Consider the following 24,150-nt stretch of genomic DNA (forward strand, 5'->3'; position numbering starts at 1 on the left):
GGAGGTGAGCGCGGATCAGCGCTCGTTGGCGGTACGGCGGCGGGCGGCGATGACCAGGCCCGCGCCTGCAGTGAGGGCGGCGGCGGAGCCGCCGATGGCCCACGGGGTGGCCGAGCCGGCGCCGGTGGCGGCCAACTGGGTGCCGGAGGAGTCGGTGCCGGAGGCCGCTACGGCGTGCTCGGCGCCGGTGGTGCCGCGGGAGGCATGGACGTCCGAGACATTCCTGGCGCCGGCCTGCTCCTGCTGCTTGTCACCGCCGGAAGCCTTGCCGTCCTTGGACTCCTGGCTCCCCGTGGCCTTCCCGTCGCCCGTGCCGTCCTTGCCCTTGCCCTGGGCCTTGTCCTTGGCGGCCTCGGCCTCGTCCAGCCTGCGGGCCTCGTACTGGCCGACCTTGAGGAACTCACGGAGGGCCTCGTGGGTCTTCTTCCTCAGCGCCTCGGTGGCGGCCTTCTGTACGGCCTTGCCGCCGACGCTGTAGATCTGGACCGTGCGCAGCCTGTCGTCCGCGAACTGGGCCATTTCATAGCCGGTTTCCAGGAAGCGCGTACGGTCCTCGGGACTGCCGTCCATGACCTCCTGCGCGGCGTCGAAGACCACGCTCCCGGGCTTGGCCTTGGCGACGATGCGCATGATCTCGACGCAGTTGTCCTCGTCGCGGGCCTTGTACTGGCCGGTCTCGAGGAACTCGCGGAGGGCGGCGTAAGTGTTCTTCTCCAGCGCCTTCTGGGCTTCCCTCTTCACGCCCTTGCCGCCGACGCTCAAGATCCAGTAGACGCGCAGCCGGTAGTCGGTGGTCTGGGCCTTCTTGTAGCCCACCTCCAGGAAGCGCACGCGGTCCTCGGGGGAGCCGTTCATGGCCTGCTGCGCGGCTTTGTCGACATTGCTGCCGGGCTCGACCTTGCCGATGATCTTGAGGATGGCAAAGCGGTTGTCCTCGTCGCTCGCACCCTTGGACGAGGAGGCCGACGAGGACGCCGAGGCCGAGGGCGAGGAAGAGGAAGAGGAGGACGAGGAAGGCGACGAGGCAGAGCCCTCGGACGCCCCGCCCTTCTTCCCGCCCTCCTTCTGTGCCTCAGATGCCGTGTCCGGAGCCGAGGCCGGCGAGGTCTTGGGGGTGTCAGCGGCGAAGGCCGGAGAAGAGAACAGGACGGCAGGCGCTATCGCGGCAGTGGCTACTGCCGCGGAGACACGCTTGAGCTTCAACGCGGATACCCCCAGCTTTCCGGTGGACAACCCTATGTCGGTATGTCGGTCATGGGTTCGTAAATTACGCAATCCAGGGTAGAGCAGTCATGTTTTATCCCGGAGGGCGGGTTGGGCTGACCGGCTGCGCAGATACGGCCGGCCGGCCCGAAGGACGTCCTCCGGTACCGGGCGAAGTCTCCGGAGCCTGGTCGTCGCCCCTCAGACCCGGCTCCCCTTCCGCTCGTCCGCACGCCGTCGTCTCCAGTACGCGATGGTCAGTACGGCAAGGAGCGGCCCCCACAGGATCAGCGGCGTGTAGCAGATGTGGAACCAGGCCTCCTCCCAGCCGCCGGCCTCGCCCGGGAAGTCACCGGGAAGCGCGTCACCCCGGATCGTCGTGCCCATGACCTGGGTGACGGGACCGAGGACGGTCCACAAGAAGGTGAGGAGAGCGGCCCCGGTCGCGGCGGGGACGACTGCCGCCATCGTCGGGACCCGGCGTCCTCCCACCAACGGGAGCCAGCGCGGGAACACCTCGCCCCACCGAGCGATCAGGCCGAACGCGGTGAACGCGAGAGCCTCGGACAAGACCGACAGGAAGACGACGTACAGCCGCTCGCCGATCCCGCCCCTGCCCCCAGGAGCGAAAGCGACCGGGAGCCGCCACAAGCTGGACGGCAGGACTGCCAACACCACGGCCCAGGCGGTGAGGTGCAGACGCCGGGAGACCCCGGCGACGGGCTCATGAGCGGCCCGCCAGGCACTGCGGAACCGTCCGGAGCGGACTGGGTGTTCGTCGATGCGCGGGGGCAGATGCATGTGTGTTCCCTGTCTCACTGGGCCCAACCGACCCGTTCGTCCACGAAGATCGCGGCCGGGAGGGTCGTCACACATCGAGCCGTGGGCTGACCCGGCTCCGCCATACGGCCGATGGGCCGTGTTACCGAAGGACGGTGCCTGGGGCATCACCCGGGCAGGGTGCAGGGCCTGGCCCGATGGCGGCTGCGGGCACCGCAGCCCGCCACCCACCCCCGCCACCCACCCCGAGCCTTCCGGTGGCGCCCCGACCAGCAAGAGGTGATTACCGACAGTTTTGAGAAGCCGCCGACGTGACCGCACTGCCCTTCAGCAGCCCTCTCCTTGCCATTCCAGCGCGGCATGAAGTCGCCGGAATCCCTTCAAAACGGCGTCCACAGAAGTCTCTTGCTCAGCAGGAAAGTGACGGGAAAGCCGTGTCAGCCGCTGTTGCAATTCCCGCTGCTGTCCCGTAGTCCCAGCCTCTCCATGTACGTGCTGGTCCCCGCTCCTCACGCCCGACTCCTCCATGCTGTCCCCTTGTCCCCCAATACCCGAAGGTGCGTCGTCGTGGTACGCGCATCCCCATCCGGTCGGGCGATGAACGCGTACATACAGCCCTCCGCGTCAACTGCCCGGAGCACGAACGGCACTCCTACCCCCAGCCCGTCCACCGCCCAGCTGTACTCGACCGTGTCGTCCAGCCACGCCCGCACCGCTCGGTCGTACGGAGCGCCCACCTGCTGCGCCACTTGTTCCGCCCGTTTGCGAACCCAGCTCAGCGCGTCGCTCGGCGAGTGCGAGACCCAGCCGCCAAGGTCCACCGGAGTCCCATCGGGGCAACGGGCGGTAGCCGCTGCCCGGTAGGCCATGCACGCCGGGGCTGCCGGGCCTGTCACGGCCGGTTCTGCCCTGGCGTTGGCCGACCCGGCTGCGAACCACCGCCTACCGCCAGCTCGGCCCACACGGTCTTTCCGGTGTCGTCCCGGTCGACGCCCCAGCCACTCGCCAAGACGTCCACCAGCAACAAACCACGCCCGCATTCTTCGTCCTCCTCGGCTTGATTCATCATGGGTAGTTCGTCGCTCGAGTCGTGCACCTCCAGGCGCAGCCGGCCATCCGTCAACGTGAACCGGACGCCGATCTCCGGGGCGGGGGGAACCTGTGCCTTCACCGCGTTGGTGACCAGTTCGGATACCAGCAGCTCCGCCAAGCAGGCAAGTTCACCGATGACGTGCCAGATGCCGAGCTGGTGGCGGAGTGCTTCGCGCGCTCGCCTCACGCTGCGGTAATCGCTGGGAAAGTGGTGCGTCGAGGCGGGCTGTTGGGCGAATGCCAGCCGTTTTGCTGCTGGTCGGGCGCGTGTGGACATGGCTATCCCTTGGGGAGCGCGACTGGAGAACCGCCGTGCGGGCGACTGCCGCAGCGTGACGGGTTGGTACTCAAGGTGGCACCGACTGCAGTCCGCTAGCAAGCAAATCTGGGGAATTAATTCCCCAGAGTGATAGCCTCAAGATCCATGTTGCAGCACAGAGTTGGGCAACTGGAGACTTGGCTCACCGTGTACGGGAGGTCAGAGTTGACAGGTCAACAGGCGGGTGCGGGGCGGAAGTCCACTGTCCTGGGCAGAAAGCTCGGTGGGGAGTTGCTGAAGCTTCGTGACGCACAAGGGCTGACACAGCCCCAGGCAGCGCGACACCTGACAGCGACACAAACGAAGATCGCCAAGATAGAGCGTGGTGTCGTGCCGGTCCGCGACCCCGATCTTCATGCGCTGTGTGACTTGTACGGCGTGGAGCGTGCCGACGCAACCCGGGATCGTCTGCTCGCTCTGGCGAAGGCGGACCGAGAGCGTCGGCGCGCAAAGGGCTGGTGGGAGGAGTACACCGACCTCGGCGACCTGCTGGAGTACATCCAACTGGAGGCCGGGGCTTCCAGCGTTCGGACGTTCCAGAACCAGTTGGTCCCTGGGCTGTTGCAGACGCCCGAGTACGCCCGTGCGGTGGCCGTAGCGGATGATGTGTGGGAGGACCCGGACCATGTTGATCAGTTCGTTGCGGCGCGTGTTGGCAGACAGGCCCGACTGACGGATGGCGAGACGCTCGAGTTGTGGGCGGTGCTCTCTGAGGCCGTACTTCGGCAGCAGGTTGGTGGACCGACGGTAATGCAGGCACAGCTGGAACGACTGCTTGAGGTTTCCGCCATGCCCAATGTCAAACTGCAGGTGTGGCCGTTCGAGGCTGGGGCGCACGCGTCGATGAGCGGACCGTTTGTGATTGTGGGTTTTGAGGAGCCAGCCTCTACGGACGTCGTCTACGTCGAGACCGCCAGCTCCAGGTTGTGGCTGGAGAGTGAGGAGGATGCGAACCGGCACCGAGGGCTGTTCGATAGCGTTCGCAGGAAGGCGCTGTCTCCCGAGGACACCCGCGCCCGGCTGTCCAGCCTGATCAAGGAGAACCGGTGACCACGTTTGAGTTCCACAAGTCCAGCTACAGCGGTTCCCAAGGCGAGTGCGTGGAAGTGGCCCGGAACGTTCCTGGCGCCACGGCTATACGCGACAGCAAAGATGCGGTGGGCCCGCGTCTCGTCTTCGGAGCGGGAGCTTGGGGAGCGTTCTTGGAGATGCTGGCGACTGACGAGTTCACAGCTGCCTGAGAGGTATCCACCTGCGGCCGAGGGCGTGGAGGACGCCTCCGAAGACGACGGGGCGGCGTGCTCGCGGCCGCCTCGTCCCTGGTCCGGCGGTGTGCCAGCTGACTACGAGATCCGCCACACGGGCTTCTCTACAAGGCTCAAGCGGTGGGGAGTACACGATCCGTCCCCGCGTGGTTGAGAACAGGTTCCCGGCCGGTCGCTGGCAACAGAAGGAGCCGACGACCGGCCGGGGCAGCTGTCCCTTAGCCACCTCTCCGGGCAGGGGCTCTGCCTTCAGGTGCGGAGGGCGGCCAACTCGGCACTGATCAGAGCCTTGGCTTCATCGCCGTATACGGCTGATCTCTCCAGGAGGGTGAATGCCTTCTCGTAGGTGTCAATCTGCTTGCGGTCAGTGCACACCGGATCGGTCCCGTACAGTTCGACCTCGACCCGATTTCCGTCGAAGATTCCGAACGAGTGGCCGGGGTAGATGTGCCGCTCTGCCCGGTCGGGGATGATGCCCAGTCTCAGGCCAGGAAGGTCAATCGCGTCATGGAGCCGGGCAAGCTGAGCGCGCATGACCTCCGGGCCGCCAATGTTGGTGCGCAGCGCTTCTTGAGCGAGGACCACGTGGTATGTACGTCCGCCTTGGCCGATGAGGCTGGCCCTCGCGGTCCGAGCCTTCACCCCGGCCTCAACATCGTTGGGTGTTCCGTGGAAGTCAACGACCAGACGCAGCATCGCCCGTACGTAATCCGGAGTTTGAAGGTGTCCCCAGATAACGTTCGAACAGTATTTCCGAGAGTGTTTAGTGTTCCTTACCAACTCCAAGAAGGCCTCTTGTGTCGGCCCCATGCCTTCCTGAAGTAGTGCGTCCCAATCCGTGGGTTCGTTGGGCTGCGTTACCACGCTACCTCCCTCTCCGCCGGGCACTGCTGGCATCAGGAAACCCCACACCGGGCGTGCAGTCGATCACGGCCACCCAGAACGCGCCGTCGCCACTCTTCCTCACCCCCGCTGGAGAGTGGGCAAGTTTGGGCAAGTTCCTTTCTCCCGCGTGCAGTCCACGGCAAGCTCTGTCAGGGAGACCGTCATCTCTGCCCGAGGAGGACATCATGACCCTGCACAAACTAGGCAAGGACCCTGAGAGCCCGAGCGGGGGGTCTCCCACGATCTACCTGGATGACGCAAAAGACACCTACCTTGTCCAAGGGTGGAAGATCGAGGACGCAGATCGCCTGACTCAACTGGACCTCCCCGCTCATGAGACGGTGGTTGAGATCCCCCGCCGCATGGTGCAGTTCTTCTTGGAGGTGAACGGTGACGAAGGCCCCGACTTTTGAGGATCTGTTCCGCAGTTGCCGCCAGTCGGCAGTCCACCTGGAGATGCGGGACGGCTATATGCGGTCGGATCCTGCCTTCATCGACTGGGCCGCGGGGAAGGCCATCGATCCGGCGGAGCGCTGGCGAGGCTGGCTTGACATCGTGAGGGAAGCGACAGACAGAGGGGTAGCGGTCCGTCGCGCTCGCATCGTCTCGGAGCCCGTCTCCGACTACATCCGGTTCGAGCACTCGGTCACCGACGGGCTCAACATCAACGCCGGAGAAGAAGTCGGCTGGCTCCCACGCCGTCAGGCCACGGCCCTCGCACTTCCAGGGAACGACTTCTGGGTCTTCGACGACAAGGCGGCACTGATCAATCACTTCGATGGTGACGGTGAGTCACTCCAGCACGAGTACGTCGAAAGCCCCCAGCTGGTGTCCTTCCTCTCCTCCGCGTTCAAGACCGTCTGGGAGAACGTCGTCCCCCATGCCCAGTACCGGCTGGTATGAGGACAGGGCGCCTGAAGCACAGTGTCCACTCCACCTTCCTCCTCCGCAGTAAGGGAGGCACGGGTATCCTTCGGTCGGCGCCTGCGCGAGATCCGGAAAGACTCCGGACTTACCGCACGGGCGCTGGCCGCGCTCGCAGGCTGGCACGAATCCAAGTGCTCGAAGATCGAGAGCGGGGCCAGGCAACCGTCATTCGATGACATCCGCGCCTACGCAGATCACTGTGGGGTTCCGCACCTCGCTAACGAACTGATCGAAACCGCCCGCGGCATCGACGGCATGTATGTCGAGTGGCGCCAACTGGAACGGTCAGGACTGCGCCGCGCTCAAGAGTCGGTGCTCCCGGTCTGGGAGCGCACGCTCCGTTACCGCATCTACTCCTCGTGGCTCATCCCAGGCCCTGTGCAGACCAAGGCTTACATTCGAGCGCTCCTGACCTCGATCCGCGACCGGCGCCGGCTCATCGATGACGTTGAGGAAGCAGTGCGCGTCCGCGTCAACAAGCAGCACATCGTGCACAAGGGCAATCACCGGTTCTCGATCATCCTGGAAGAGGCCGCCCTCCGGTACAGGATCGGTGGGGTCGAGACGATGGCCGGCCAACTGGGGCACCTGCTGACAGTTTCAACGCTGCCGTCCGTCAGCCTCGGCATCATCCCCTTGGCGGCTGATCGCTCAGCGCTGTGGCCCGTCGAGGGCTTCTTCCTCTTCGACGACGCTCAAGCGAACGTCGAGCTGGTGTCAGCACACCTGACTATCGTGCAACGGCACGAAATCGGCCTGTACGCAGACACCTTCAGCACACTGGCCGAGCAGGCCGTATACGGAGCAGAGGCCCGCGCCCTTATCACGCAGGCGATTGACGCTCTCGGGTGATCGTGGGCAAGTTCGGGCACGCTCGTTGAGCCTGATGGCCCACAGCCGTTGACTGGTTGCGAGACGTAACCAGCCCAGTGGAGATGTGATGACGAGCCCCATTCGGTACAGCCAACGCCCTGTGGAGCTACCCCTCGACGGCTGGCTAGTGGAGGAAGAGCTGGCGCTCAGCTGCGAGAAGTGCACCGAGTGCGCAGAGCTGGAGCGCGGGCGGAAGCAGGCCGAGGCGGAGGGGGACTTCAGTCGGGTGACCGACTTCAACGTGCTGATCGTGCGGCATCGGATGACGCACTCGGGGGCGTCCTGATCCGGGGCTCGGAGGCTCGGTAGCTGCGAAGAATCCCGCTCCGGCCGTCATTCCCTGGCAGGACACGGCCGGAGCGGGTGGGCCCGCCAAGGGGCCCTCGCAAGTGCACGGCGACGCGCGGATGGACCGTGCGCCGACACAGCACCGAGGAGTTCACCATGCGATACCGCCTGGACCCGGTCAAGTACGGCGGAGATGAGGGCGACGGTCAGGAAGGCAACCCCAGCGGGGGCTGCGGCGACGGGGACGGCTGCGGCCGCCAGTGACCCGTTGACTCGTCCATCAGGCGGTCCGTCCGTGTCCTTGCGCGGTGCGGGCCGCCTCTCAGCAGGCAATCGGAGCGAATCCAGGGGCTCACCGGCACCTGGCAGGGAGTGAAATGGCGCGACCCCACCACCACGCCTACGTCTGGCTCGGGCATGGCGATGTGCTTGTGAAGCCGGGTGATGCTCACCGGCGGCCGGGGCACCCCGAGTTCCGGTCGGCGCAGGTGACGCCGTTGGAGTGTGCGGACTGGCTGCTGAAGCCGGCTTCGCGGATCGAGGGGACGTTCTACGAGCCGGGGGAGGGGGCCAGGTGGTATGTAGGGCAGTTGGAGAAGTACGGGGAGTTGTTGGTCGGCTCGCCGTTGTACGTGGGGAGTTCGGCGGTTGAGGCGCGTGAGCCGTCCGAGCGGCGTGAGCCGTCCGAGCGGCGTGAGTGGCCCAAGTGGTGTGAGCCGTCCGAGCGGTGTGAGTGGCCCGAGTGGCGGCGGCAGTACGGGGAGACCGTGCGGGTTCTGGCGGCGGGGGAGGACCGGGTCGGTGGGTGGTGGGTGAGCGGGGACCGGTTTCTGTCGCTGAACCTGATTGCTTGCAGCCCGAACCGGGTGCGCCCGGAGCACCGGTGTCCACTGCGCTAGGAGCGTGGGTTCGTGCGTGGCAGTGGTCAGCTCTGCCGGCGGAAGTCCAGCATGTAGAAGACCTTGTCGTAGCGGTGTTCGCCGACAGCGACGAAGTCGGGCAGGCGGCCGTATTCGGTGAAGCCCAGCGACCGGTAGAGGTGCAGGGCTTTGGTGTTGTCGCCACGGACGTCCAGGGTGAGGACTTCGATCCCTGCCTCCCGGGCGTCAGCGATCAAGGCAGCGGTCAGCGCCCGACCGACGCCACGACCATGGGCATCAGCACCTACCGCGATCTTCTCCAGATCGGCGTGCGGCCGATGAGTCGGCCGGGCGTAGCGCAGCCAGTACCCCAACCCGACCAGTCGACGGTCGAGGTAGGCGGCACGCAGGGCCGCATCCCCGGTCTGTACCGCAGAGACGACGTGGTCGAGAAGTTCCGCCACCTCGTCCCGCGCGGGCGGTTCGACCCAGCCCAGCGCGGCACCTCCGCCGATCAGGTCCGCCAGGATCCGGTGAGCCGACTCAGCAAACCGGACCTCCAGCTCCGGATCGGAAGTCAGCTCGATGGCGTCAAGAATGGCAGGCTCAGTGATCACACCGCTGGTCATGGTCGGCAGCATAGCCAGCAGGCCCCAGTTGAGGCCCGCGCTCCGGCCTCGGCCACACCCCAGCCAGCCGCGTCACCAACCTCTCCGATCAGCACACCTAGAGCTGGCGGAGGTGGTCTCGTAGGGTGCGGGCGGCGTGGGACATGAGGGCCTCGGCGCCGGGCTGGGTGCCGGCCGGGACGAGGGACTCGGTGAGGACGGCGATGGCGAAGGCCTGGCCGTCGGAGTGCTCGACGACGCCGATCTCGTGACGGAGGTTGAGGAGGGTGCCGGTCTTGGAGGACCACGTGGTGGCGTCCGAGCTGAAGTCCGGGGCGAGGCGGTGGCGCAGCACATTGTGGGCCATGAGGTCGCGTACGCGCCGGGCCACTTCGGGGTGGATGTCCGAGGGGGTCCAGAGGGCCTGGAGGAGTTCTACGTAGGAGCGTGCGCTGCCGGTGTTGGCGCGGGTGGTGTCGAGCTGCGGTACCCGGTGGCCGCGGCCACTGGTGCCGGCGTCTATGGCGAGGGCATGGGCGAGGTGGGCCTGGTCGGCGTCGAAGCGTTCCTCGGGGGTGTCGGTCAGTTCGTCGACGGTGTGCCGGACGGTGATGCCGCGGAGGCCGAACTCGTGGAGGAGGGCGGCGACCTGGGCGGGAGGGGTGAGGCCGAACAGTGCGTCGGCGGCCGTTCCGTCGCTCAGGCAGGTGCTCAGGTAGAGCAGGTCGTCGACGGCGATCCGGGCGGGGTGGCGGAATCGGCTCAGGCCGGTGGGGCCGCGGGTGGTGATCCGCCCGGGTGGTACGTCGAGCATCGTCGCGCCGTCGAGCTCGCCGCGTCGGATGCGCTCCGTGGTGGCCAGGGCGAGGGGGACCTTGACCAGGGAGGCGGACGGCAGCTGGGTGTCCGGGTCGATGCCGAGTTCTTCTCCGGTGTGGAGGTCGCGTACGAGCAGACAGCTGTGCAGGCCGCCGTCGCTTAGCTGCCGGCGCAGGTCGCGGAGGAGCGCCTCGGTGTTCATGCCGTCGTCCATGTCGGTGTCGGTGCCTGTGTCGTCGCTCATGACCTCGCTCGTGCCGTCGTGCTTCCTGTGGTGCTCGGCCGGGTGGGCGTCCGGTGGTCCGTGTGAGCGTCTGCGCCGGGGGAGCCGAGGCAGCGGGCGAGGGCGTTGCCCAGGCGCACTTCGAGGGGCTGCGGGTTGCCGTCAGCGGCGGCGGCGAGGGCGTATCCGCGGCTGAGGGCGAACTCGCCTATGGGCCGCCAGTGCAGGGCGAGTTCGGCGGCCTGCGACGGGGAGCACAGCAGCAGGTCGCGGGTGCCGATCACCTCTGCCGCGGCGGTCGTCAGGTCGGCCGCGGCGACGAGCTGTGCGGGCCGCAGGCCGACCGCGTCGCGCAGTCGCGTCAGCGGGTCGCGGATGTGCGGTACGTCGTCCTCCGGCTGGATCCAGACGCGGCGGGCCGGGCCGGGGGAGGCCCGGCCGATCCGCAGCGTTTCGAGGTAGACGCGCTTGACGCCGGGATCCTGGGCGCCGGCCAGCCCGAGCGGTACGGACCATGTCGTCTCGTCCGCGGGTACGGCGAGCAGGGCGGCACGGACCTGCTGCGAGTGGAGGAGCTCCGCGCGCTGGGCCGGCGCCGCGACACGGAGATCGAGCGTGACACCGTGCTCTCGTGCCTCGGCGACGAGGCGGGCGAGGCCGGCCGTGGAGCAGATGCCGGGCATGGCGAGCCGCCATGGCTTGCGCTTGGCGGCTTCCGCCTCGTGCAGCAGGACGTCGGCCGCCTGCACGAGCTGCCTGGCCACCGGCAGCATGTCCCGGCCGAAGGGGGTCAGCACGGCCCGGCGCGACGTGCGCTCGAAGAGCTGCTCGCCGAAACGCTCCTCCAGGGCGGCGACGCGACGGCTGGCCACCGACTGGGACATCCGGGCCGCGGCCGCTCCGACGGTGAAGCTGCCGTGCTTACTGACGCTGACGAACGCGCGACACGCTCCCACCACATCCACAGTCCGAACCCTATGCGATATCGGCATGGAACGGCGCGTTCACGTATTGGACGGCATAGCCGCCGGTTGGTGAGGTGGTGCTGCTCCTGGCACGCACGCATGATCACTGCACTCTGGAGGTTGGACCATGCAGCACCTTCGCGCCCGGCGCGCCGCTTTCGCCGCGCTGTCCGCGCTTGTCCTCGTCCCGCTCGTGGCCTGTGGCCCAGCTGACGCCTCGGCCTCACCGTCTTCATCGCCGTCATCGTCTGCATCGTCTTCATCCGCGTCATCTCCGGCGGCGTCGTCCGTGAAGCCGTACGTGGGTGAGTTCAAGAAGCTTGAGCGCAAGTTCGACGCGCGGCTCGGTGTCTACGCCATCGACACCGGCACCGGGCGCGAGGTGGCCTACAACGACGGGGAGCGGTTCGGCCATCACTCCACGTTCAAGGCGTTCGCCGCGGGTGCTGTACTGCGGAAGCACTCCCTCGGCGGGATGGACAAGGTGATCAAGTACTCCAGCGACGATCTGGTCGACAACTCTCCGATCACCGAGAAGCACGTCGCGACCGGGATGACCCTGCGCGAGCTGTGCGACGCCGCCGTCCGCTACAGCGACAACACCGCCGCCAACCTGCTCTTCGCCGACCTCGGCGGGCCCAAGGCCCTCAACGCCGTACTCAAGGAGCTGGGCGACGACGTCACGCGGATGGCGCGCATCGAGCCGGAGCTGAGCAACTGGGTCCCGGGCGAGAAGCGGGATACGAGCACGCCGCGTGCGCTGGCCGAGGACCTGCGCGCCTTCGTTCTCGGAGACGCGCTCGGCAAGGCCGAACGCGAGCAGCTCACGCAGTGGCTGCGGACCAACACCACCGGAGCCGAGCTGATCAAGGCCGGAGTGCCCAAGAACTGGGTGGTCGGCGACAAGACCGGAGCCGGCAGCTTCTACGGAGCCCGTAATGACATCGCCGTGGTGTGGCCGCCCGACGGCGCCCCCATCGTGATGGCGATCCTGACGAACCGCACCACAAAGGACGCGGTCTTCGACAACAAGCTGATCGCGGAAGCGGCATCCGTGGTTGTCGACAGGCTGTCGTAGCGGGACCGGTTCCTCCTGGCAACAGGAAAAGGCATTTCACGGAGCGGAAGGACGGGCTTTAGCGTGGTGGGGTGAACGCATCGCCCGCCGGTCCTGACGGACGCATATCAGCTCCCACTGCCCTCCGTTCGTCCTCGCCTTCCGCCGATTCCGCCCCCGTCACCGCCCTCGCAGACTCCGCCGCTGCCCCTCCTGCCTCCACAGCTGCTTCACCAGCCTCCGCAGGTCCTGAGCCAGGAACCGCAGCAGGCACCGCAGCAGGGCCCGGCGCGGGGACGGGGGCGGTCGGTGCGCGCGGGCAGATCACGTCCGTGGCACTGGTGATCGGCGGGATCGTCTCGCTGCAGTTCGGTTCGTCGGTGGCGGTGCTGCTGTTCCCGAGAGCCGGGGCGCTGGGCGTGGTCGCGCTGCGGCTGGCCGTCGCCGCCCTGGTGCTGCTGGTCGCGTGCCGTCCCAAGGTACGCGGCTATACGCGCGGCGACTGGGCCACGGTGCTCGCCTTCGGCGTCGCCCTGGCCGGTATGAACGGGCTCTTCTACCAGGCGATCGACCGCATCCCACTGGGCGCGGCGGTCACTCTGGAGTTCCTCGGCCCGTTGATCCTCTCGGTGGCCACCTCGCGCCGGCTGCTCAGCCTGGTGTGGGCGGCGCTGGCGTTCGGCGGTGTGGCGTTGCTGGGGCGCGAGGGCTTCGACGGGCTGAACCCCGTCGGTGCGGTGTGCGCGCTGGCGGCCGGTGGGCTGTGGGCCGCGTACATCCTGCTGTCCGCCCGTACGGGGCAGCGCTTCCCGCAGGCGGACGGGCTGGCGCTGGCGATGACCGTCGCCGCGGTGCTCAGCCTGCCGCTCGGCGTCGTCAGCGCGGGTACGGCGCTGCTGAACCCGGTCACCCTGGTGCTGGCGGCCGGGGTCGCCCTGATGTCGTCCGTGCTGCCGTACACCCTGGAACTGCTCGCCCTGCGCAAGCTGCCGGCCTCGGGCTTCGCGGTCATGATGAGCCTGGAGCCGGCCGCGGCGGCCACCGCCGGTTTCCTGGTGCTGGACCAGGCGCTGGGGTGGCTGGAGATCCTGGCGATCGGTCTGGTGGTCATCGCGAGCGTGGGGGCGGTACGGTCCGCGGCCACGAAGGGTTCGTAGGTCACGAAGGGTTCGTGGGCCACCAGGGCTTTTAGGGCGGGGTTTTGGGTCTGTGGGCCTGTGGTCCTGCGGGTCTGGGGGCCCGGTCCGTAACAGCTCGAGGCCCTGTCGCCAGACTCCCGTCGTCTGCCCTGAGGCAGGAAGGAGGGAGTCCGACGACAGGGCCTGGCGTTCTCACATACCGATGAGACGGCCGAGCGCCCCGCCGGCGTCGGCGTCTTCGGCACCCTCGCGGCCGGCCGCGCCGGCGGCGGGGCCTTCGGCTTCGTCGCTCTCGCTGCTCTTGTCCATCGAGTTCTTGTTCTTGCCGGGCTCGGAGCCGCTGCTCGCCCCGAATCCCGAACCGAAGTCGCCGGGGTCATCGGCGGCAGCGGCGGTGCTCGCGCCGCCCAGCAGGGCAGCGGTGGCCAGGGCCGCCGCGAAGAGCGTGGTACGGATGCGCATGAATCCTCCTGAAATTACGAGACGGTGATCAGCCTCTGTACTTCCCGTCACCGGCCACTGAATGTGACGCCTGCGCAAAGATCACCCCACTGGTCCCTTGTGGAACCTCTTCTTTGAGCTGCTTGCCGAGCCGGACGGGCGCGACGAAGACGAGCTGATTCAGTGCGATGAAGGCGATGAGTGGGTGCGGTGCCGCGAGGCCATTTCGAATTCGCATAAAACGAAAGTATGGTTTTCGTGATCGCGATGGTGAAATGCCGCCGCGGACCGCTCGAAGTCGATTCGTCGAGTGGGTGTGGTGGTGCCGGCTGGATCGGATGTGTCGGATGTGTCGGATGTGTCGACCGTGCCGGCTGTGTCGGTCATGAAAGTTCCTGCCGCGAAGCCGCTCCTGCTGTGAAGCTTCTCTGGCCGCGAGGCGCGCGGTCGCGAAATGGATTTACGGCGGCTGTATTCCGTTACCCGTCGCCGGAGCTCATCCGATTAGGCGGCTCGCTGTCCTTGCGCGGCCTTACTTGCTGATGAGGGTGTTGCAGCCCATGGACGAGCCCAGCGCGGTGGTCTGCAGGCCGCCGACGACTCCGACCTCGCCGAGGACGTCCGTGCCCAGGTCGTGCGATCTGCACGAGCTGCCCTGCAGGAGATCCAACAGGGAGCCGCTCGGCCCGCCGTCGGCATGGGCGGGGGCGGCGGCGAGGAGGCCGGCGCCGAGGAGGCCGACGGTGCCGAGGGCGGCGATCACCACGGCAGCCTTGGGGAGCTTGTGCATTTCATCTCCGGGTGGATTGAGCGGATGCGGTGCAGGTGCGGATGCAGATGTGGGTGCAGATGTGGGTGCAGTTGTGGACGCGGGGCGGTCTGCGATGGTCGACTATCGTAGGATTACGAAAGGATAATGGGGAATAGCAGGTAATTACTTGGCGGCGCGCCGAAACTCGTGACTGCCTGTGAGTGCCGCAAAGCGGCGCCTGTTCGCTCCTCGGGCGGGGCCGAACTTCTCTCTCGTATCCCGCTCTCGGGTCACCCCTTTCAACCGATCGGTTGATTACTTTTCGCGCGTGATGGGGATATCCCGGGCCTTTCCCGGACGTGACACTTGACGGATCAAGGTCGGTTGGGGGTGCCGTTGGTCGCCGTGCGGCAGCGCTCGCGCGGGTGTATGGGGGGAGCGGACGTTCGCCCATGCCCGTCTGCGCTGCCCGTCTGCGCTGCCCGTCCGGGCTCGTTCGGGCCCGTCCGTACTCGTTCGGGCTCGTTCGGGCTCGTTCGGGCTCGGGAAAATCATGCAGGCGTGCTTGCTTGTTTCCTGCCGCGCTGCCACCCTCGGGACGCGTAACGCACGCACGCCAGAACTCATATCCGAACCTGCACCAGAACTCGCATCAGGACCTGTCAACTTTCCCTGCCCGTCAGGGGCATGGGGCCGACGAGGGGAGTCTGCGTGTCGTTCGAACCCAGCGCTGTACTGGCGGATCTTCGAGCGGAGAGCGAGGAGCTGGACGCGCTGGTAGCCGGCCTGCCGGCCGGATGCTGGGTGACGCCGACACCCGCCGAGGGGTGGACCGTCGCCCATCAGGTCGCCCACCTCGCCTGGACCGACCGGCAGGCGCTGCTCGCCGCCACCGACCCGGAGGAGTTCGTGCGGGCCGCTCGGCAGGTGCTGGCCTCGCCGCTCACGTTCGTCGACGAGGCCGCCGGGGCGGGAGCGAAGGCCCCGCCCGCCGAACTGCTCGCCCAGTGGCGGGCCGGTCGCGAGGAGCTGCACCGGGTGCTCGCCGAACGGCTGGCGGGCGAGCGGGCGGCAGCGCGAGCGGGCGAACGGACGAATGGGCGGGCGGGCGAGCGGGCGGGTGGGAAGCTGCCGTGGTACGGCCCGCCGATGAGTGCCGCATCGATGGCCACCGCCCGGCTGATGGAGACCTGGGCGCACGGCCAGGACGTCGCCGATGCGCTGGGCGTCACCCGGCTGCCCACCGAACGGTTGCGGCATATCGCCCGGCTCGGGACGCGGACCCGCGATTTCTCCTACGCGAACCGTCAACTCACCCCACCCGCAGAGGAGTTCAGGGTGGAGTTGCGGGCTCCGGACGGGGTGACGGTATGGGCCTACGGCCCGGCCGGGGCCGGGCAGCGGGTGACCGGGACCGCGCTGGACTTCTGTCTCCTGGTGACCCAGCGGGCGCACCGCGACGACCTGCCGTCGCTACGGGCCGAGGGCGCGGACGCGGAGCGGAGGCTGGGGATCGCCCAGGTCTTCGCCGGACCGCCGGGGAAGGGGCGGCCACCCAGGTCCGGGGGAGCCATGGCATGAGTAGGGGCGGCGAGCCGTTGCGGATAGGTAATGCCTCCGGCTTCTATGGGGACCGCTTCGACGCACTGCGCGAGATGCTCACCGGTGGCCCCCTCGACATCCTCACCGGCGACTACCTCGCCGAGCTGACCATGCTGATCCTCGGCCAGGACCGGCTGAAGGACCCCGCGCGCGGCTACGCCACCACCTTTCTGCGGCAGTTGGAGGACGGCCTCGGGCTGGCCGTCGAGCGCGGCGTACGGATCGTGACCAACGCGGGCGGGCTGAATCCAGCCGGACTCGCCGACAGGGTGCGGGAGTTGGCGGCGAAGGTCGGGGTCCCGGTGCGGGTGGCGCATGTGGAGGGGGACGATCTGCTGACCGGCCGGGACCGGGGTGGCGGGGCGCTGGGCGACGCCGTGATGACCGACGGGGTGCTGACCGCCAACGCCTATCTCGGCGGCGGTGGGATCGCCGAGTGTCTGCGGGCCGGTGCCGACGTGGTGGTCACCGGACGGGTCACCGACGCCGCCCTGGTCAGCGGCGCCGCCCAGGCGCACTTCGGCTGGCGGCCCGACGACCTCGACCGGCTGGCCGGGGCAGTGATCGCCGGTCATGTCCTCGAATGCGGTGCGCAGGCCACCGGCGGCAACTACTCCTTCTTCGACGCCCGCGACTTCCGTGCCGGCCGCGCCCCTCATGGCGTGTTCCGCCCCGGCTTCCCGCTCGCCGAGATCGCCGAGGACGGCTCGTCGGTGATCACCAAGCATCCGGGGGCGGGCGGAGTGGTCGACGTCGGTACGGTCACCGCCCAACTCCTGTACGAGACGGCCGGTGCGCGCTACCCCGGCCCGGATGTGACCGCGCGGCTGGACAGCGTACGGCTGCGGCAGGAGGGCCCGGACCGGGTCCGTATCGACGGGGTGCGGGGCGAGGCGCCACCGCCCACGCTCAAGGCCGGGCTGACCCGGCTCGGTGGCTGGCGCAACGAGGTCACCTTCGTCCTGACCGGGCTGGCGGTCGAGGCGAAGGCGGAGCTGGTGCGGGCGCAGATGGACGCGGCCTTCGCCGCCGCCGGGCGCCGTCCCGCCGAGGTGCGCTGGACGCTGGTCCGCACCGACCGGCCCGACGCCGACGTTCAGGAGGAGGCGAGTGCGCTGCTGCGGTTGGTGGTGCGGGACGCCGACCGGGAGGTCGTGGGGCGGGCGGTCAGCGGCGCCGCGATCGAGCTGGCGCTCGCCAGCTACCCCGGCTTCCACGTCACCGCGCCGCCCGGCAAGGGCACTCCGTACGGGGTCTTCGAGTCGGTGGCGGTGGACCCGGCCGATGTGCCGCACACCGCCGTACTGCCGGATGGCGGCCGGGTGTCGGTCGAAGGGCCCGTGGCGACGCGGGAGGTGGTGAGGCTGCCGGATCCGGCGCTCCCCGAGCCGCCGCCTACCCGCCGGGGGACCCGGCGGGTGCCCCTCGGCCGCCTCGTCGGGGCCCGCAGTGGCGACAAGGGCGGCTCGGCGAATGTCGGGGTGTGGGTCCGTACGGATGCGGAGTGGCGGTGGCTGGTGCATGAGCTGACGGTCGAGCGGTTCCGTCAACTCCTCCCCGAAACCGCCGAGTTACCGGTCGACCGGCACGTACTGCCGAACCTGCGTGCGCTCAATTTCGTCGTCGACGGCCTGCTCGGCGAGGGCGCCGCCGCACAGGCCCGGTTCGATCCTCAGGCCAAGGCCGTGGGGGAGTGGCTGCGCGCGCGGCACACGGACATACCCGAGGAGTTGCTGTGACCTTGAGGAGCTGTGGTGACCGTACTCGGAACGGCGCTCGACCGGGCGAGCGCCGCGTACACGGAACGCCGGGCGGCGATGCTCGCCAAGCTGGCGGAGGTCGAGGCCGAGCACGCCAAGGCGGTCGCGGGCGGCGGCGAGAAGTACGTCGCCCGGCACCGTGAGCGCGGCAAGCTCCTGCCCCGGGAGCGGATCGAGCTGCTGGTCGACCCCGACACGCCGTTCCTGGAGCTGTCGCCCCTGGCGGGCTGGGGCAGTGACTACCGGGTCGGCGCGTCGCTGGTCACCGGTATCGGGGTGATCGAGGGCGTGGAGTGCCTGATCACCGCCAACGACCCGACGGTGCGCGGGGGTGCCTCCAACCCCTGGACCCTGAAGAAGGCCCTGCGCGCCAACGAGATCGCCCACGCCAACCGGCTCCCGGCGGTCTCGCTCGTCGAGTCCGGCGGCGCGGACCTGACCGGCCAGAAGGAGATCTTCATCCCGGGCGGTGCGCTCTTCAGGGACCTCACCCAGCTGTCGGCGGCCGGTATCCCGACCGTGGCCGTGGTCTTCGGCAACTCCACCGCCGGCGGCGCGTACGTCCCCGGTATGTCCGACCACGTGATCATGGTCAAGGAGCGGGCGAAGGTCTTCCTCGGCGGACCGCCGCTGGTGAAGATGGCGACCGGCGAGGAGAGCGACGACGAGTCGCTGGGCGGCGCCGAGATGCACGCCCGTACCTCCGGCCTCGCGGACCACTTCGCGGTGGACGAACCGGATGCGCTGCGCCAGGCACGGCGCGTGGTCGCCCGCCTCAACCACCGCAAGGCGTACGGCGATCCCGCCCCCGCCGCGGCCCCCGCGTACGACGCGGACGAGCTGCTGGGGATCGTGCCGGGCGACCTGCGCACCCCCTTCGACCCGCGCGAGGTCATCGCCCGGATCGTCGACGCCTCGGACTTCGACGAGTTCAAGCCGATGTACGGGACGAGCCTGACCGCCGGCTGGGCGGCGCTCCACGGCTATCCGGTCGGCGTGCTGGCCAACGCCCAAGGGGTCCTCTTCAGCGAGGAGTCCCAGAAGGCCGCCCAGTTCATCCAGCTCGCCAACCAGCGCGATATTCCGCTGCTGTTCCTGCACAACACCACCGGCTACATGGTGGGCAGCCGGTACGAGCAGGGCGGCATCATCAAGCACGGCGCGATGATGATCAACGCGGTGAGCAACAGCCGCGTGCCCCACCTCTCCGTCCTCACGGGGGCCTCGTACGGCGCCGGCCACTACGGCATGTGCGGCCGCGCCTACGACCCCCGCTTCCTCTTCGCCTGGCCCAGCGCCAAGTCGGCCGTCATGGGCCCCCAGCAGCTCGCGGGGGTGCTCTCGATCGTCGCCCGGCAGTCGGCGGCCGCGAAGGGGCAGCCGTACGACGAGGAGGGGGACGCGGCGCTGCGCGCCATGGTGGAGCAGCAGATCGAGTCGGAGTCGCTGCCGATGTTCCTGTCCGGGCGGCTGTACGACGACGGCGTCATCGATCCGCGCGACACCCGCACCGTCCTCGGCCTGTGCCTGTCGGCCATCCACACGGCGCCCTACGAGGGTGCGCGCGGCGGCTTCGGCGTCTTCCGGATGTGAAGTGAGGGGCCTTCATTGATCACTACTCTGCTCGTCGCCAACCGGGGCGAGATCGCCTGCCGGATCTTCCGTACCTGCCGTGACCTGGGCATCCGCACGGTCGCCGTGCACTCGGACGCCGACGCCGAGGCCCGCCACACCCGCCTGGCCGACGCCTCCGTGCGGCTCGCCGGGGAGACGCCCGCCGCGACCTACCTGCGCGGCGACCTCATCGTGAAGGCGGCCCTGGACGCGGGCGCCGACGCCGTCCACCCCGGCTACGGGTTCCTCTCCGAGAACGCGGACTTCGCGCGTGCGGTCATCGACGCCGGGCTGACCTGGATCGGGCCGCCGCCCGAGGCGATGGCGGCGATGGCCTCCAAGACCCGCGCCAAGGAACTCCTGGGCATCGCCCCGCTGACGTCCGTCACCGCCGACGACCTGCCCGTCCTCGTGAAGGCCGCGGCGGGCGGCGGCGGCCGCGGTATGCGCGTCGTCCGCGAACTCGCCGAATTGGACGAGGCGTTGGCCGTCGCGCGAGCCGAGGCGCGGAGCGCCTTCGGGGACGGCGAGGTGTTCCTGGAGCCGTACATCGAGGGCGGCCGCCATGTCGAGGTGCAGGTTCTCGCCGACGCGCACGGCACCGTGTGGACACTGGGCACCCGGGACTGCTCGCTCCAGCGGCGCCACCAGAAAGTCATCGAGGAGGCGCCCGCGCCCGACCTGACGCCCGAACTGGACACCAGGCTCCACGAGTTGGCCGAGCGTGCCGTCCGGGCCGGCGGCTACCGCGGCGCCGGTACCGTCGAATTCCTGGTCGCCGACGGCCGGGCCCACTTCCTGGAGATGAATGCCCGCCTTCAGGTCGAGCACCCCGTCACCGAGGCCGTGTTCGGCATCGACCTCGTCGCCCTCCAGATACGGATCGCCGAGGGCGGCCCGCTGGACGGCGGCGGCCCGCCCCGCGCGCACGGTCACGCGGTGGAGGCCCGCCTCTACGCGGAGGACCCGGCCGCCGACTGGGCCCCGCAGACCGGCCCGCTGCACCGCCTCGCCGTCCCCGGGGCGGTGCGCCTCGACAGCGGCTACGCCGACGGCGACGCGGTCGGCGTGCACTACGACGCGCTGCTCGCCAAGGTCGTCGCCCACGCCCCCACGCGGGCGGAGGCGGTGCGCAGGCTCGCCGGCGCCCTGGAGCGGGCCACCGTCCACGGACCGGTCACCAACCGGGACCTCCTCGTCCGGTCCCTGCGGCACCCCGAATTCGCCGAGGCCCGTATGGACACCGGCTTCTACGAGCGGCATCTGGACGCCCTCACCGCGCCCGCCCCCGATCCGTACGCGCCACTCGCCGCCGCTCTCGCCGACGCGCACGGCCGCTCACGCTTCGGCGGCTTCCGCAACGTGCCGTCGCAGCCGCAGACGAAGCGCTACCGCACCGAACCCGACGGCATCGAGTACGAGGTCCACTACCGCCACACCAGGAACGGCCTGGTGGCCGACGGGGTACGTACGACCGACAGGGCGCGTACGGCCGACGCCGCACGTGTCGTGCGCGCCGTACGTGTCGTACGCGCCGAACCCGGGGCGGTCGTCCTCGAGGCGGACGGTGTGCGGCGGCGGTTCGACGTGGCGCGGTACGGCGACGACCGGGTGTACGTGAACGGCACCGCCCTGACCGCCCTGCCCCGCTTCCCCGAGCCGGCCGCGCAGCACGCGCCCGGATCCCTGCTCGCCCCCATGCCCGGCACGGTCGTCCGTATCGCCGACGGGCTGGCCGAAGGGGCGCGGGTGGCGGCCGGACAACCCCTCCTGTGGCTGGAGGCCATGAAGATGGAACACCGGGTCACCGCCCCGGCCTCCGGCACGCTCACCGCTCTGCACGCCGCCCCCGGCCGCCAGGTCGAGGTCGGCGCCCTGCTCGCCGTCGTACAGGCCGTACCGGAGGAGGAGACATGAGCACCGTCCTGGAAACCGAAGAACACCGGGCACTGCGCGCCGCCGTCGCCGCGCTCGGCAAGCGCTACGGCCGCGACTACCTGACCGCAGTGGTCCGCGCGGGGCGGCACCCCGACGAGCTCTGGGCCGAGGCCGCCGCCCTCGGCTACCTCGGCGTCAACCTGCCGGAGGAGTACGGCGGCGGAGGCGGCGGCATCGCCGAACTCGCCATCGTCCTGGAGGAGCTGGGCGCGGCCGGCAGCCCCCTCCTCATGATGGTCGTCTCCCCCGCCATCTGCGGTACCGTCCTCGCCCGCTTCGGCACCGAGGCGCAGCAGCGGGCCTGGCTGCCCGGCCTCGCCGACGGCAGCCGCACCATGGCCTTCGGCATCACGGAACCCGACGCCGGCTCCAACGCGCACCGCATCACCACCACAGCGCGCCGCGACGGCACGGACTGGCTGCTCACCGGCCGCAAGGTGTTCATATCGGGCGTCGACATCGCCGATGCCACGCTGATCGTGGGCCGTACGGAGGACGCCCGCACGGGCCGCCTCAAGCCGTGCCTGTTCATCGTCCCGCGCGACACCCCCGGCTTCAGCCGCAGCCCCATCCCGATGGAACTCGCCGCCGCAGAGAAGCAGTTCGAGCTGGTCCTGGACGAGGTGCGGCTGCCCGCCGACGCCCTCGTCGGCGACGAGAACGCAGGCCTGCTCCAGCTCTTCGCCGGCCTGAACCCCGAACGCATCATGACCGCGGCCTTCGCCCTCGGGATGGGCCGCTACGCCCTCGCCCGGGCCGTCGACTACGCCCGAACCCGCCAGGTATGGAAGGAACCCATCGGCGCCCACCAGGCCATCGCCCACCCCCTCGCCCAGACCCATATCGAGCTGGAACTGGCGCGGTTGATGACGCAGAAGGCGGCACGCCTCTACGACGCGGGCGACGACATCGCCGCGGGGGAGGCCGCCAACATGGCCAAGTACGCGGCCGCCGAGGCCGCGGTCCGCGCCGTCGACCAGTCCGTTCACACGCTCGGCGGCAACGGCCTCACCCAGGAGTACGGCCTCGCCTCGCTCATCACGGCCTCCCGGGTGGCCAGGATCGCCCCGGTCAGCCGCGAAATGATCCTCAACTACGTCTCGCACCAGTCACTGGGCCTGCCGAAGTCCTACTGAGCCGACGAGGGGCGCGTACCGGGCCGACGAGGACGCGTACAGGCCCGACGAAGACGCGTCCCGGGCCGATGAAGGACGCATAACGAGCCGACGCCGAGCGAAAGGAACCCCACCGATCCATGGCCAACGCACCTGTGCCGCCACCCCTGGTGCTGCGCTCCCACGAGCGCGGCATCACCACCCTCACCCTGGACTCCCCGCACAACCGCAACGCGCTCTCCGCCCGGCTGACGGCCGAGCTGCACCAGGCGCTCACGGACGCCGCGGCCGACGACGGGACCCGCGCCATCGTCCTCACCCACACGGGCAACACCTTCTGCGCCGGGGCGGACCTGACCGAGGCGATCTCCGGCCCCGCCGGGGAAGGCCCCTTGCGTCTGGCCCGCCTCCTGCGCGCCCTCGTCGAACTGCCCCGGCCCGTCGTCGCCCGGGTCACCGGCCACGTACGGGCAGGGGGACTGGGACTGCTCGGCGCCTGCGACATCGCCGCGGCCGGGCCGGCGGCCACCTTCGCCTTCACCGAGGCCCGGCTCGGCCTGGCGCCCGCCGTCATCTCCCTGCCGCTGCTGCCCCGGCTGGACCCGCGTGCCGCCGGCCGCTACTACCTCACCGGCGAGCAGTTCGGCCCCACCGAGGCCGCCAGAATCGGCCTGATCACACTGGCCGCAGACGCCTCCGACTCCGCTGCCGACTCCACATCCGACTCCGCCGCCGACTCAGCCTCCCCTGCCGACTCCGCCTCCGACTCCTCCGCCGCCGACATCGACACCGCCCTCGCCCCCGTCCTGGAGGGCCTGCGCAAGGGCTCGCCACAGGGCCTGGCCGAGTCGAAGAAGCTGCTCACCGCCCACGTACTGCGCGCCTTCGACCGCGACACGGACGCGCTCGCCGCCCAGTCCGCGCGGCTCTTCGCCTCCGCCGAGGCCCGCGAGGGCATGACCGCCTTCCTGGCGCGACGGGCCCCGGCATGGGAGGTCTGACCCCGGTACGCGGTGCCGGACCGCCCCAGCAGGAACGCAGCCGCGCCACCCGCCACAAGCTGCTGGAGGCCGCCGTCGCCTGCCTCGCGGAACGCGGCTGGAGCGGCAGTACGGTCTTGGTGGTCGCCGAACGGGCGGGCGTCTCCCGGGGCGCCGCCCAGCACCACTTCCGCACCCGCGAGGACCTGTTCACCGCGGCCGTCGAACACGTCGCGGAGAAGCGCAAGGAGGCGCTGACGGCGCTCGCCGCCGACCTGCCACCCACCAGCTCCTTCGCCCGCACCCGGCTCATCGTCGACGAACTGGTCGGCCTCTACACGGGGCCGCTGTTCCGCGCCGCGCTGCATCTGTGGGTGGCGGCCGCCGACGAGCAGCAGCTCCGCGCGCGCGTCACCGCCCTGGAAGCCCGTGTAGGGCGCGAGGTGCACCGCACCGCGGTGGCCCTCCTGGACGCGGACGAATCCACCCCCGGCATACGGGAGACCATCCAGGGCCTCCTCGACATGGCTCGCGGCCTGGGCCTCGCCAACCTCCTCACCGACGACTCCACCCGCCGCAAACACGTCATCGACCAGTGGTCACACATCATCCACACGTCCCTGCACTGACGGGCTTTCCCCTACCG

25 protein-coding genes are annotated in these 24,150 nt (G+C 69.5%); 16 read left to right on the forward strand and 9 right to left on the reverse strand.

Features of this window, described 5'->3' with window-relative positions; genetic code table 11:
• Positions 1-15 precede the first annotated feature (15 nt).
• From AZE13_RS00825 to AZE13_RS00845, 3 genes are all read right to left on the reverse strand, one after another.
• Entirely contained in the window at positions 16-1,233 is a 1,218-nt protein-coding gene (locus AZE13_RS00825) for an ALF repeat-containing protein (protein ID WP_147264585.1), read from the reverse strand.
• Positions 1,234-1,404: 171 nt separating this feature from the next.
• Entirely contained in the window at positions 1,405-2,004 is a 600-nt protein-coding gene (locus AZE13_RS00835; RefSeq protein WP_066925486.1) for a hypothetical protein, read from the reverse strand.
• A gap of 871 nt (positions 2,005-2,875) precedes the next feature.
• Positions 2,876-3,352, reverse strand: coding sequence for an ATP-binding protein (locus tag AZE13_RS00845; protein ID WP_079123567.1), 477 nt, complete (start codon positions 3,350-3,352; stop codon positions 2,876-2,878).
• A 147-nt stretch (positions 3,353-3,499) separates the two neighbouring features.
• Here AZE13_RS00845 and AZE13_RS00850 point away from each other — a divergent pair, with 147 nt between their 5' ends.
• Both AZE13_RS00850 and AZE13_RS00855 read left to right on the forward strand, forming a co-directional pair.
• Entirely contained in the window at positions 3,500-4,444 is a 945-nt protein-coding gene (locus AZE13_RS00850; protein WP_079123568.1) for a helix-turn-helix domain-containing protein, read from the forward strand.
• Positions 4,441-4,635, forward strand: coding sequence for a DUF397 domain-containing protein (locus AZE13_RS00855; RefSeq protein ID WP_066925495.1), 195 nt, complete (start codon positions 4,441-4,443; stop codon positions 4,633-4,635). Before AZE13_RS00850 ends, AZE13_RS00855 begins: the two co-directional genes overlap by 4 nt.
• Positions 4,636-4,908: 273 nt before the next feature.
• Here AZE13_RS00855 and AZE13_RS00860 read toward each other — a convergent pair whose 3' ends face one another.
• Positions 4,909-5,556 (reverse strand): DUF5753 domain-containing protein, encoded by a 648-nt coding sequence (locus tag AZE13_RS00860; protein WP_309302161.1) that lies wholly within the window; start codon positions 5,554-5,556, stop codon positions 4,909-4,911.
• Positions 5,557-5,729: 173 nt separating this feature from the next.
• On the opposite strand from AZE13_RS00860, the gene AZE13_RS00865 reads away from it, so the two are divergent.
• The 5 genes from AZE13_RS00865 to AZE13_RS37730 all read left to right on the forward strand — a co-directional run bounded on the left by AZE13_RS00865 (position 5,730) and on the right by AZE13_RS37730 (position 8,531).
• Positions 5,730-5,957: a hypothetical protein gene (locus tag AZE13_RS00865; RefSeq protein ID WP_066925500.1), complete on the forward strand. Its 228-nt coding sequence runs from the start codon at positions 5,730-5,732 to the stop codon at positions 5,955-5,957.
• Positions 5,935-6,447 carry a DUF6879 family protein gene (locus tag AZE13_RS00870; RefSeq protein ID WP_107288207.1) on the forward strand — a complete coding sequence of 171 codons (513 nt, stop codon included), beginning with the start codon at positions 5,935-5,937 and terminating at the stop codon, positions 6,445-6,447. Before AZE13_RS00865 ends, AZE13_RS00870 begins: the two co-directional genes overlap by 23 nt.
• A 21-nt stretch (positions 6,448-6,468) precedes the next feature.
• Entirely contained in the window at positions 6,469-7,323 is an 855-nt protein-coding gene (locus AZE13_RS00875) for a helix-turn-helix domain-containing protein (protein WP_066925507.1), read from the forward strand.
• An 88-nt stretch (positions 7,324-7,411) separates the two neighbouring features.
• Complete coding sequence (locus tag AZE13_RS00880; protein ID WP_066925510.1) at positions 7,412-7,630, forward strand: hypothetical protein; 219 nt, start codon at positions 7,412-7,414, stop codon at positions 7,628-7,630.
• 379 nt (positions 7,631-8,009) lie between these two features.
• Positions 8,010-8,531, forward strand: a complete 522-nt coding sequence (locus AZE13_RS37730; RefSeq protein ID WP_258527517.1) for a hypothetical protein — start codon at positions 8,010-8,012, stop codon at positions 8,529-8,531.
• Positions 8,532-8,557: 26 nt separating this feature from the next.
• Here AZE13_RS37730 and AZE13_RS00890 read toward each other — a convergent pair whose 3' ends face one another.
• From AZE13_RS00890 to AZE13_RS00900, 3 genes are all read right to left on the reverse strand, one after another.
• A complete protein-coding gene (locus AZE13_RS00890) occupies positions 8,558-9,121 on the reverse strand; it encodes a GNAT family N-acetyltransferase (RefSeq protein ID WP_066927036.1) in 564 nt (187 codons plus the stop codon).
• 97 nt (positions 9,122-9,218) lie between these two features.
• Positions 9,219-10,121, reverse strand: coding sequence for a serine hydrolase (locus AZE13_RS00895; RefSeq protein ID WP_066927037.1), 903 nt, complete (start codon positions 10,119-10,121; stop codon positions 9,219-9,221).
• Between the two features lie 38 nt (positions 10,122-10,159).
• On the reverse strand, positions 10,160-11,107 hold the full coding sequence (locus AZE13_RS00900; RefSeq protein WP_258527518.1) for a LysR family transcriptional regulator: 948 nt from the start codon (positions 11,105-11,107) through the stop codon (positions 10,160-10,162).
• 127 nt (positions 11,108-11,234) lie between these two features.
• Between AZE13_RS00900 and bla the strand changes: the two genes are divergently transcribed.
• Entirely contained in the window at positions 11,235-12,185 is a 951-nt protein-coding gene (gene bla, locus AZE13_RS00905; RefSeq protein WP_066925513.1) for a class A beta-lactamase, read from the forward strand.
• A gap of 302 nt (positions 12,186-12,487) precedes the next feature.
• Positions 12,488-13,321 (forward strand): EamA family transporter, encoded by an 834-nt coding sequence (locus tag AZE13_RS00910; protein ID WP_258527561.1) that lies wholly within the window; start codon positions 12,488-12,490, stop codon positions 13,319-13,321.
• Between the two features lie 174 nt (positions 13,322-13,495).
• Here the strand turns inward: AZE13_RS00910 and AZE13_RS00915 are convergent, their stop codons facing one another.
• Positions 13,496-13,765 carry a hypothetical protein gene (locus tag AZE13_RS00915; protein ID WP_066925516.1) on the reverse strand — a complete coding sequence of 90 codons (270 nt, stop codon included), beginning with the start codon at positions 13,763-13,765 and terminating at the stop codon, positions 13,496-13,498.
• Between the two features lie 511 nt (positions 13,766-14,276).
• Complete coding sequence (locus AZE13_RS00920; RefSeq protein WP_066925519.1) at positions 14,277-14,534, reverse strand: hypothetical protein; 258 nt, start codon at positions 14,532-14,534, stop codon at positions 14,277-14,279.
• 672 nt (positions 14,535-15,206) lie between these two features.
• Between AZE13_RS00920 and AZE13_RS00925 the strand changes: the two genes are divergently transcribed.
• The 7 genes from AZE13_RS00925 (at position 15,207) to AZE13_RS00955 (ending at position 24,133) form a co-directional block, all read left to right on the forward strand.
• Entirely contained in the window at positions 15,207-16,076 is an 870-nt protein-coding gene (locus AZE13_RS00925; RefSeq protein ID WP_258527519.1) for a maleylpyruvate isomerase family mycothiol-dependent enzyme, read from the forward strand.
• Positions 16,073-17,836, forward strand: a complete 1,764-nt coding sequence (locus AZE13_RS00930) for an acyclic terpene utilization AtuA family protein (RefSeq protein WP_066925525.1) — start codon at positions 16,073-16,075, stop codon at positions 17,834-17,836. The genes AZE13_RS00925 and AZE13_RS00930 overlap by 4 nt, the downstream gene beginning before the upstream one ends.
• A gap of 15 nt (positions 17,837-17,851) precedes the next feature.
• Positions 17,852-19,450 carry an acyl-CoA carboxylase subunit beta gene (locus tag AZE13_RS00935; RefSeq protein ID WP_066925528.1) on the forward strand — a complete coding sequence of 533 codons (1,599 nt, stop codon included), beginning with the start codon at positions 17,852-17,854 and terminating at the stop codon, positions 19,448-19,450.
• Between the two features lie 15 nt (positions 19,451-19,465).
• Complete coding sequence (locus tag AZE13_RS00940; protein WP_066925531.1) at positions 19,466-21,388, forward strand: acetyl/propionyl/methylcrotonyl-CoA carboxylase subunit alpha; 1,923 nt, start codon at positions 19,466-19,468, stop codon at positions 21,386-21,388.
• Positions 21,385-22,545 (forward strand): acyl-CoA dehydrogenase family protein, encoded by a 1,161-nt coding sequence (locus AZE13_RS00945; RefSeq protein ID WP_066925534.1) that lies wholly within the window; start codon positions 21,385-21,387, stop codon positions 22,543-22,545. The genes AZE13_RS00940 and AZE13_RS00945 overlap by 4 nt, the downstream gene beginning before the upstream one ends.
• Before the next feature lie 119 nt (positions 22,546-22,664).
• Positions 22,665-23,525 (forward strand): enoyl-CoA hydratase-related protein, encoded by an 861-nt coding sequence (locus tag AZE13_RS00950; protein ID WP_066925537.1) that lies wholly within the window; start codon positions 22,665-22,667, stop codon positions 23,523-23,525.
• Positions 23,513-24,133, forward strand: a complete 621-nt coding sequence (locus AZE13_RS00955) for a TetR/AcrR family transcriptional regulator (RefSeq protein ID WP_066925540.1) — start codon at positions 23,513-23,515, stop codon at positions 24,131-24,133. The genes AZE13_RS00950 and AZE13_RS00955 overlap by 13 nt, the downstream gene beginning before the upstream one ends.
• Positions 24,134-24,150 lie beyond the last annotated feature (17 nt).

Origin of the sequence: Streptomyces sp. NBRC 110611 (assembly GCF_001590865.1) — a bacterium.
Classification (GTDB): domain Bacteria; phylum Actinomycetota; class Actinomycetes; order Streptomycetales; family Streptomycetaceae; genus Streptomyces.

Excerpts from the sequence above, each read along its gene's own strand:
- AZE13_RS00835 (WP_066925486.1), bottom strand. The coding sequence starts at position 2,004 with ATGCATCTGCCCCCGCGCATCGACGAACACCCAGTCCGCTCCGGACGG.
- AZE13_RS00845 (WP_079123567.1), bottom strand. The coding sequence starts at position 3,352 with ATGTCCACACGCGCCCGACCAGCAGCAAAACGGCTGGCATTCGCCCAA.
- AZE13_RS00850 (WP_079123568.1), top strand. The coding sequence starts at position 3,500 with ATGTTGCAGCACAGAGTTGGGCAACTGGAGACTTGGCTCACCGTGTAC.
- AZE13_RS00860 (WP_309302161.1), bottom strand. The coding sequence starts at position 5,556 with ATGCCAGCAGTGCCCGGCGGAGAGGGAGGTAGCGTGGTAACGCAGCCC.
- AZE13_RS00865 (WP_066925500.1), top strand. The coding sequence starts at position 5,730 with ATGACCCTGCACAAACTAGGCAAGGACCCTGAGAGCCCGAGCGGGGGG.
- AZE13_RS00880 (WP_066925510.1), top strand. The coding sequence starts at position 7,412 with ATGACGAGCCCCATTCGGTACAGCCAACGCCCTGTGGAGCTACCCCTC.
- AZE13_RS37730 (WP_258527517.1), top strand. The coding sequence starts at position 8,010 with ATGGCGCGACCCCACCACCACGCCTACGTCTGGCTCGGGCATGGCGAT.
- AZE13_RS00890 (WP_066927036.1), bottom strand. The coding sequence starts at position 9,121 with ATGACCAGCGGTGTGATCACTGAGCCTGCCATTCTTGACGCCATCGAG.
- AZE13_RS00895 (WP_066927037.1), bottom strand. The coding sequence starts at position 10,121 with ATGAACACCGAGGCGCTCCTCCGCGACCTGCGCCGGCAGCTAAGCGAC.
- bla (WP_066925513.1), top strand. The coding sequence starts at position 11,235 with ATGCAGCACCTTCGCGCCCGGCGCGCCGCTTTCGCCGCGCTGTCCGCG.
- AZE13_RS00915 (WP_066925516.1), bottom strand. The coding sequence starts at position 13,765 with ATGCGCATCCGTACCACGCTCTTCGCGGCGGCCCTGGCCACCGCTGCC.
- AZE13_RS00920 (WP_066925519.1), bottom strand. The coding sequence starts at position 14,534 with ATGCACAAGCTCCCCAAGGCTGCCGTGGTGATCGCCGCCCTCGGCACC.
- AZE13_RS00930 (WP_066925525.1), top strand. The coding sequence starts at position 16,073 with ATGAGTAGGGGCGGCGAGCCGTTGCGGATAGGTAATGCCTCCGGCTTC.
- AZE13_RS00945 (WP_066925534.1), top strand. The coding sequence starts at position 21,385 with ATGAGCACCGTCCTGGAAACCGAAGAACACCGGGCACTGCGCGCCGCC.
- AZE13_RS00950 (WP_066925537.1), top strand. The coding sequence starts at position 22,665 with ATGGCCAACGCACCTGTGCCGCCACCCCTGGTGCTGCGCTCCCACGAG.
- AZE13_RS00955 (WP_066925540.1), top strand. The coding sequence starts at position 23,513 with ATGGGAGGTCTGACCCCGGTACGCGGTGCCGGACCGCCCCAGCAGGAA.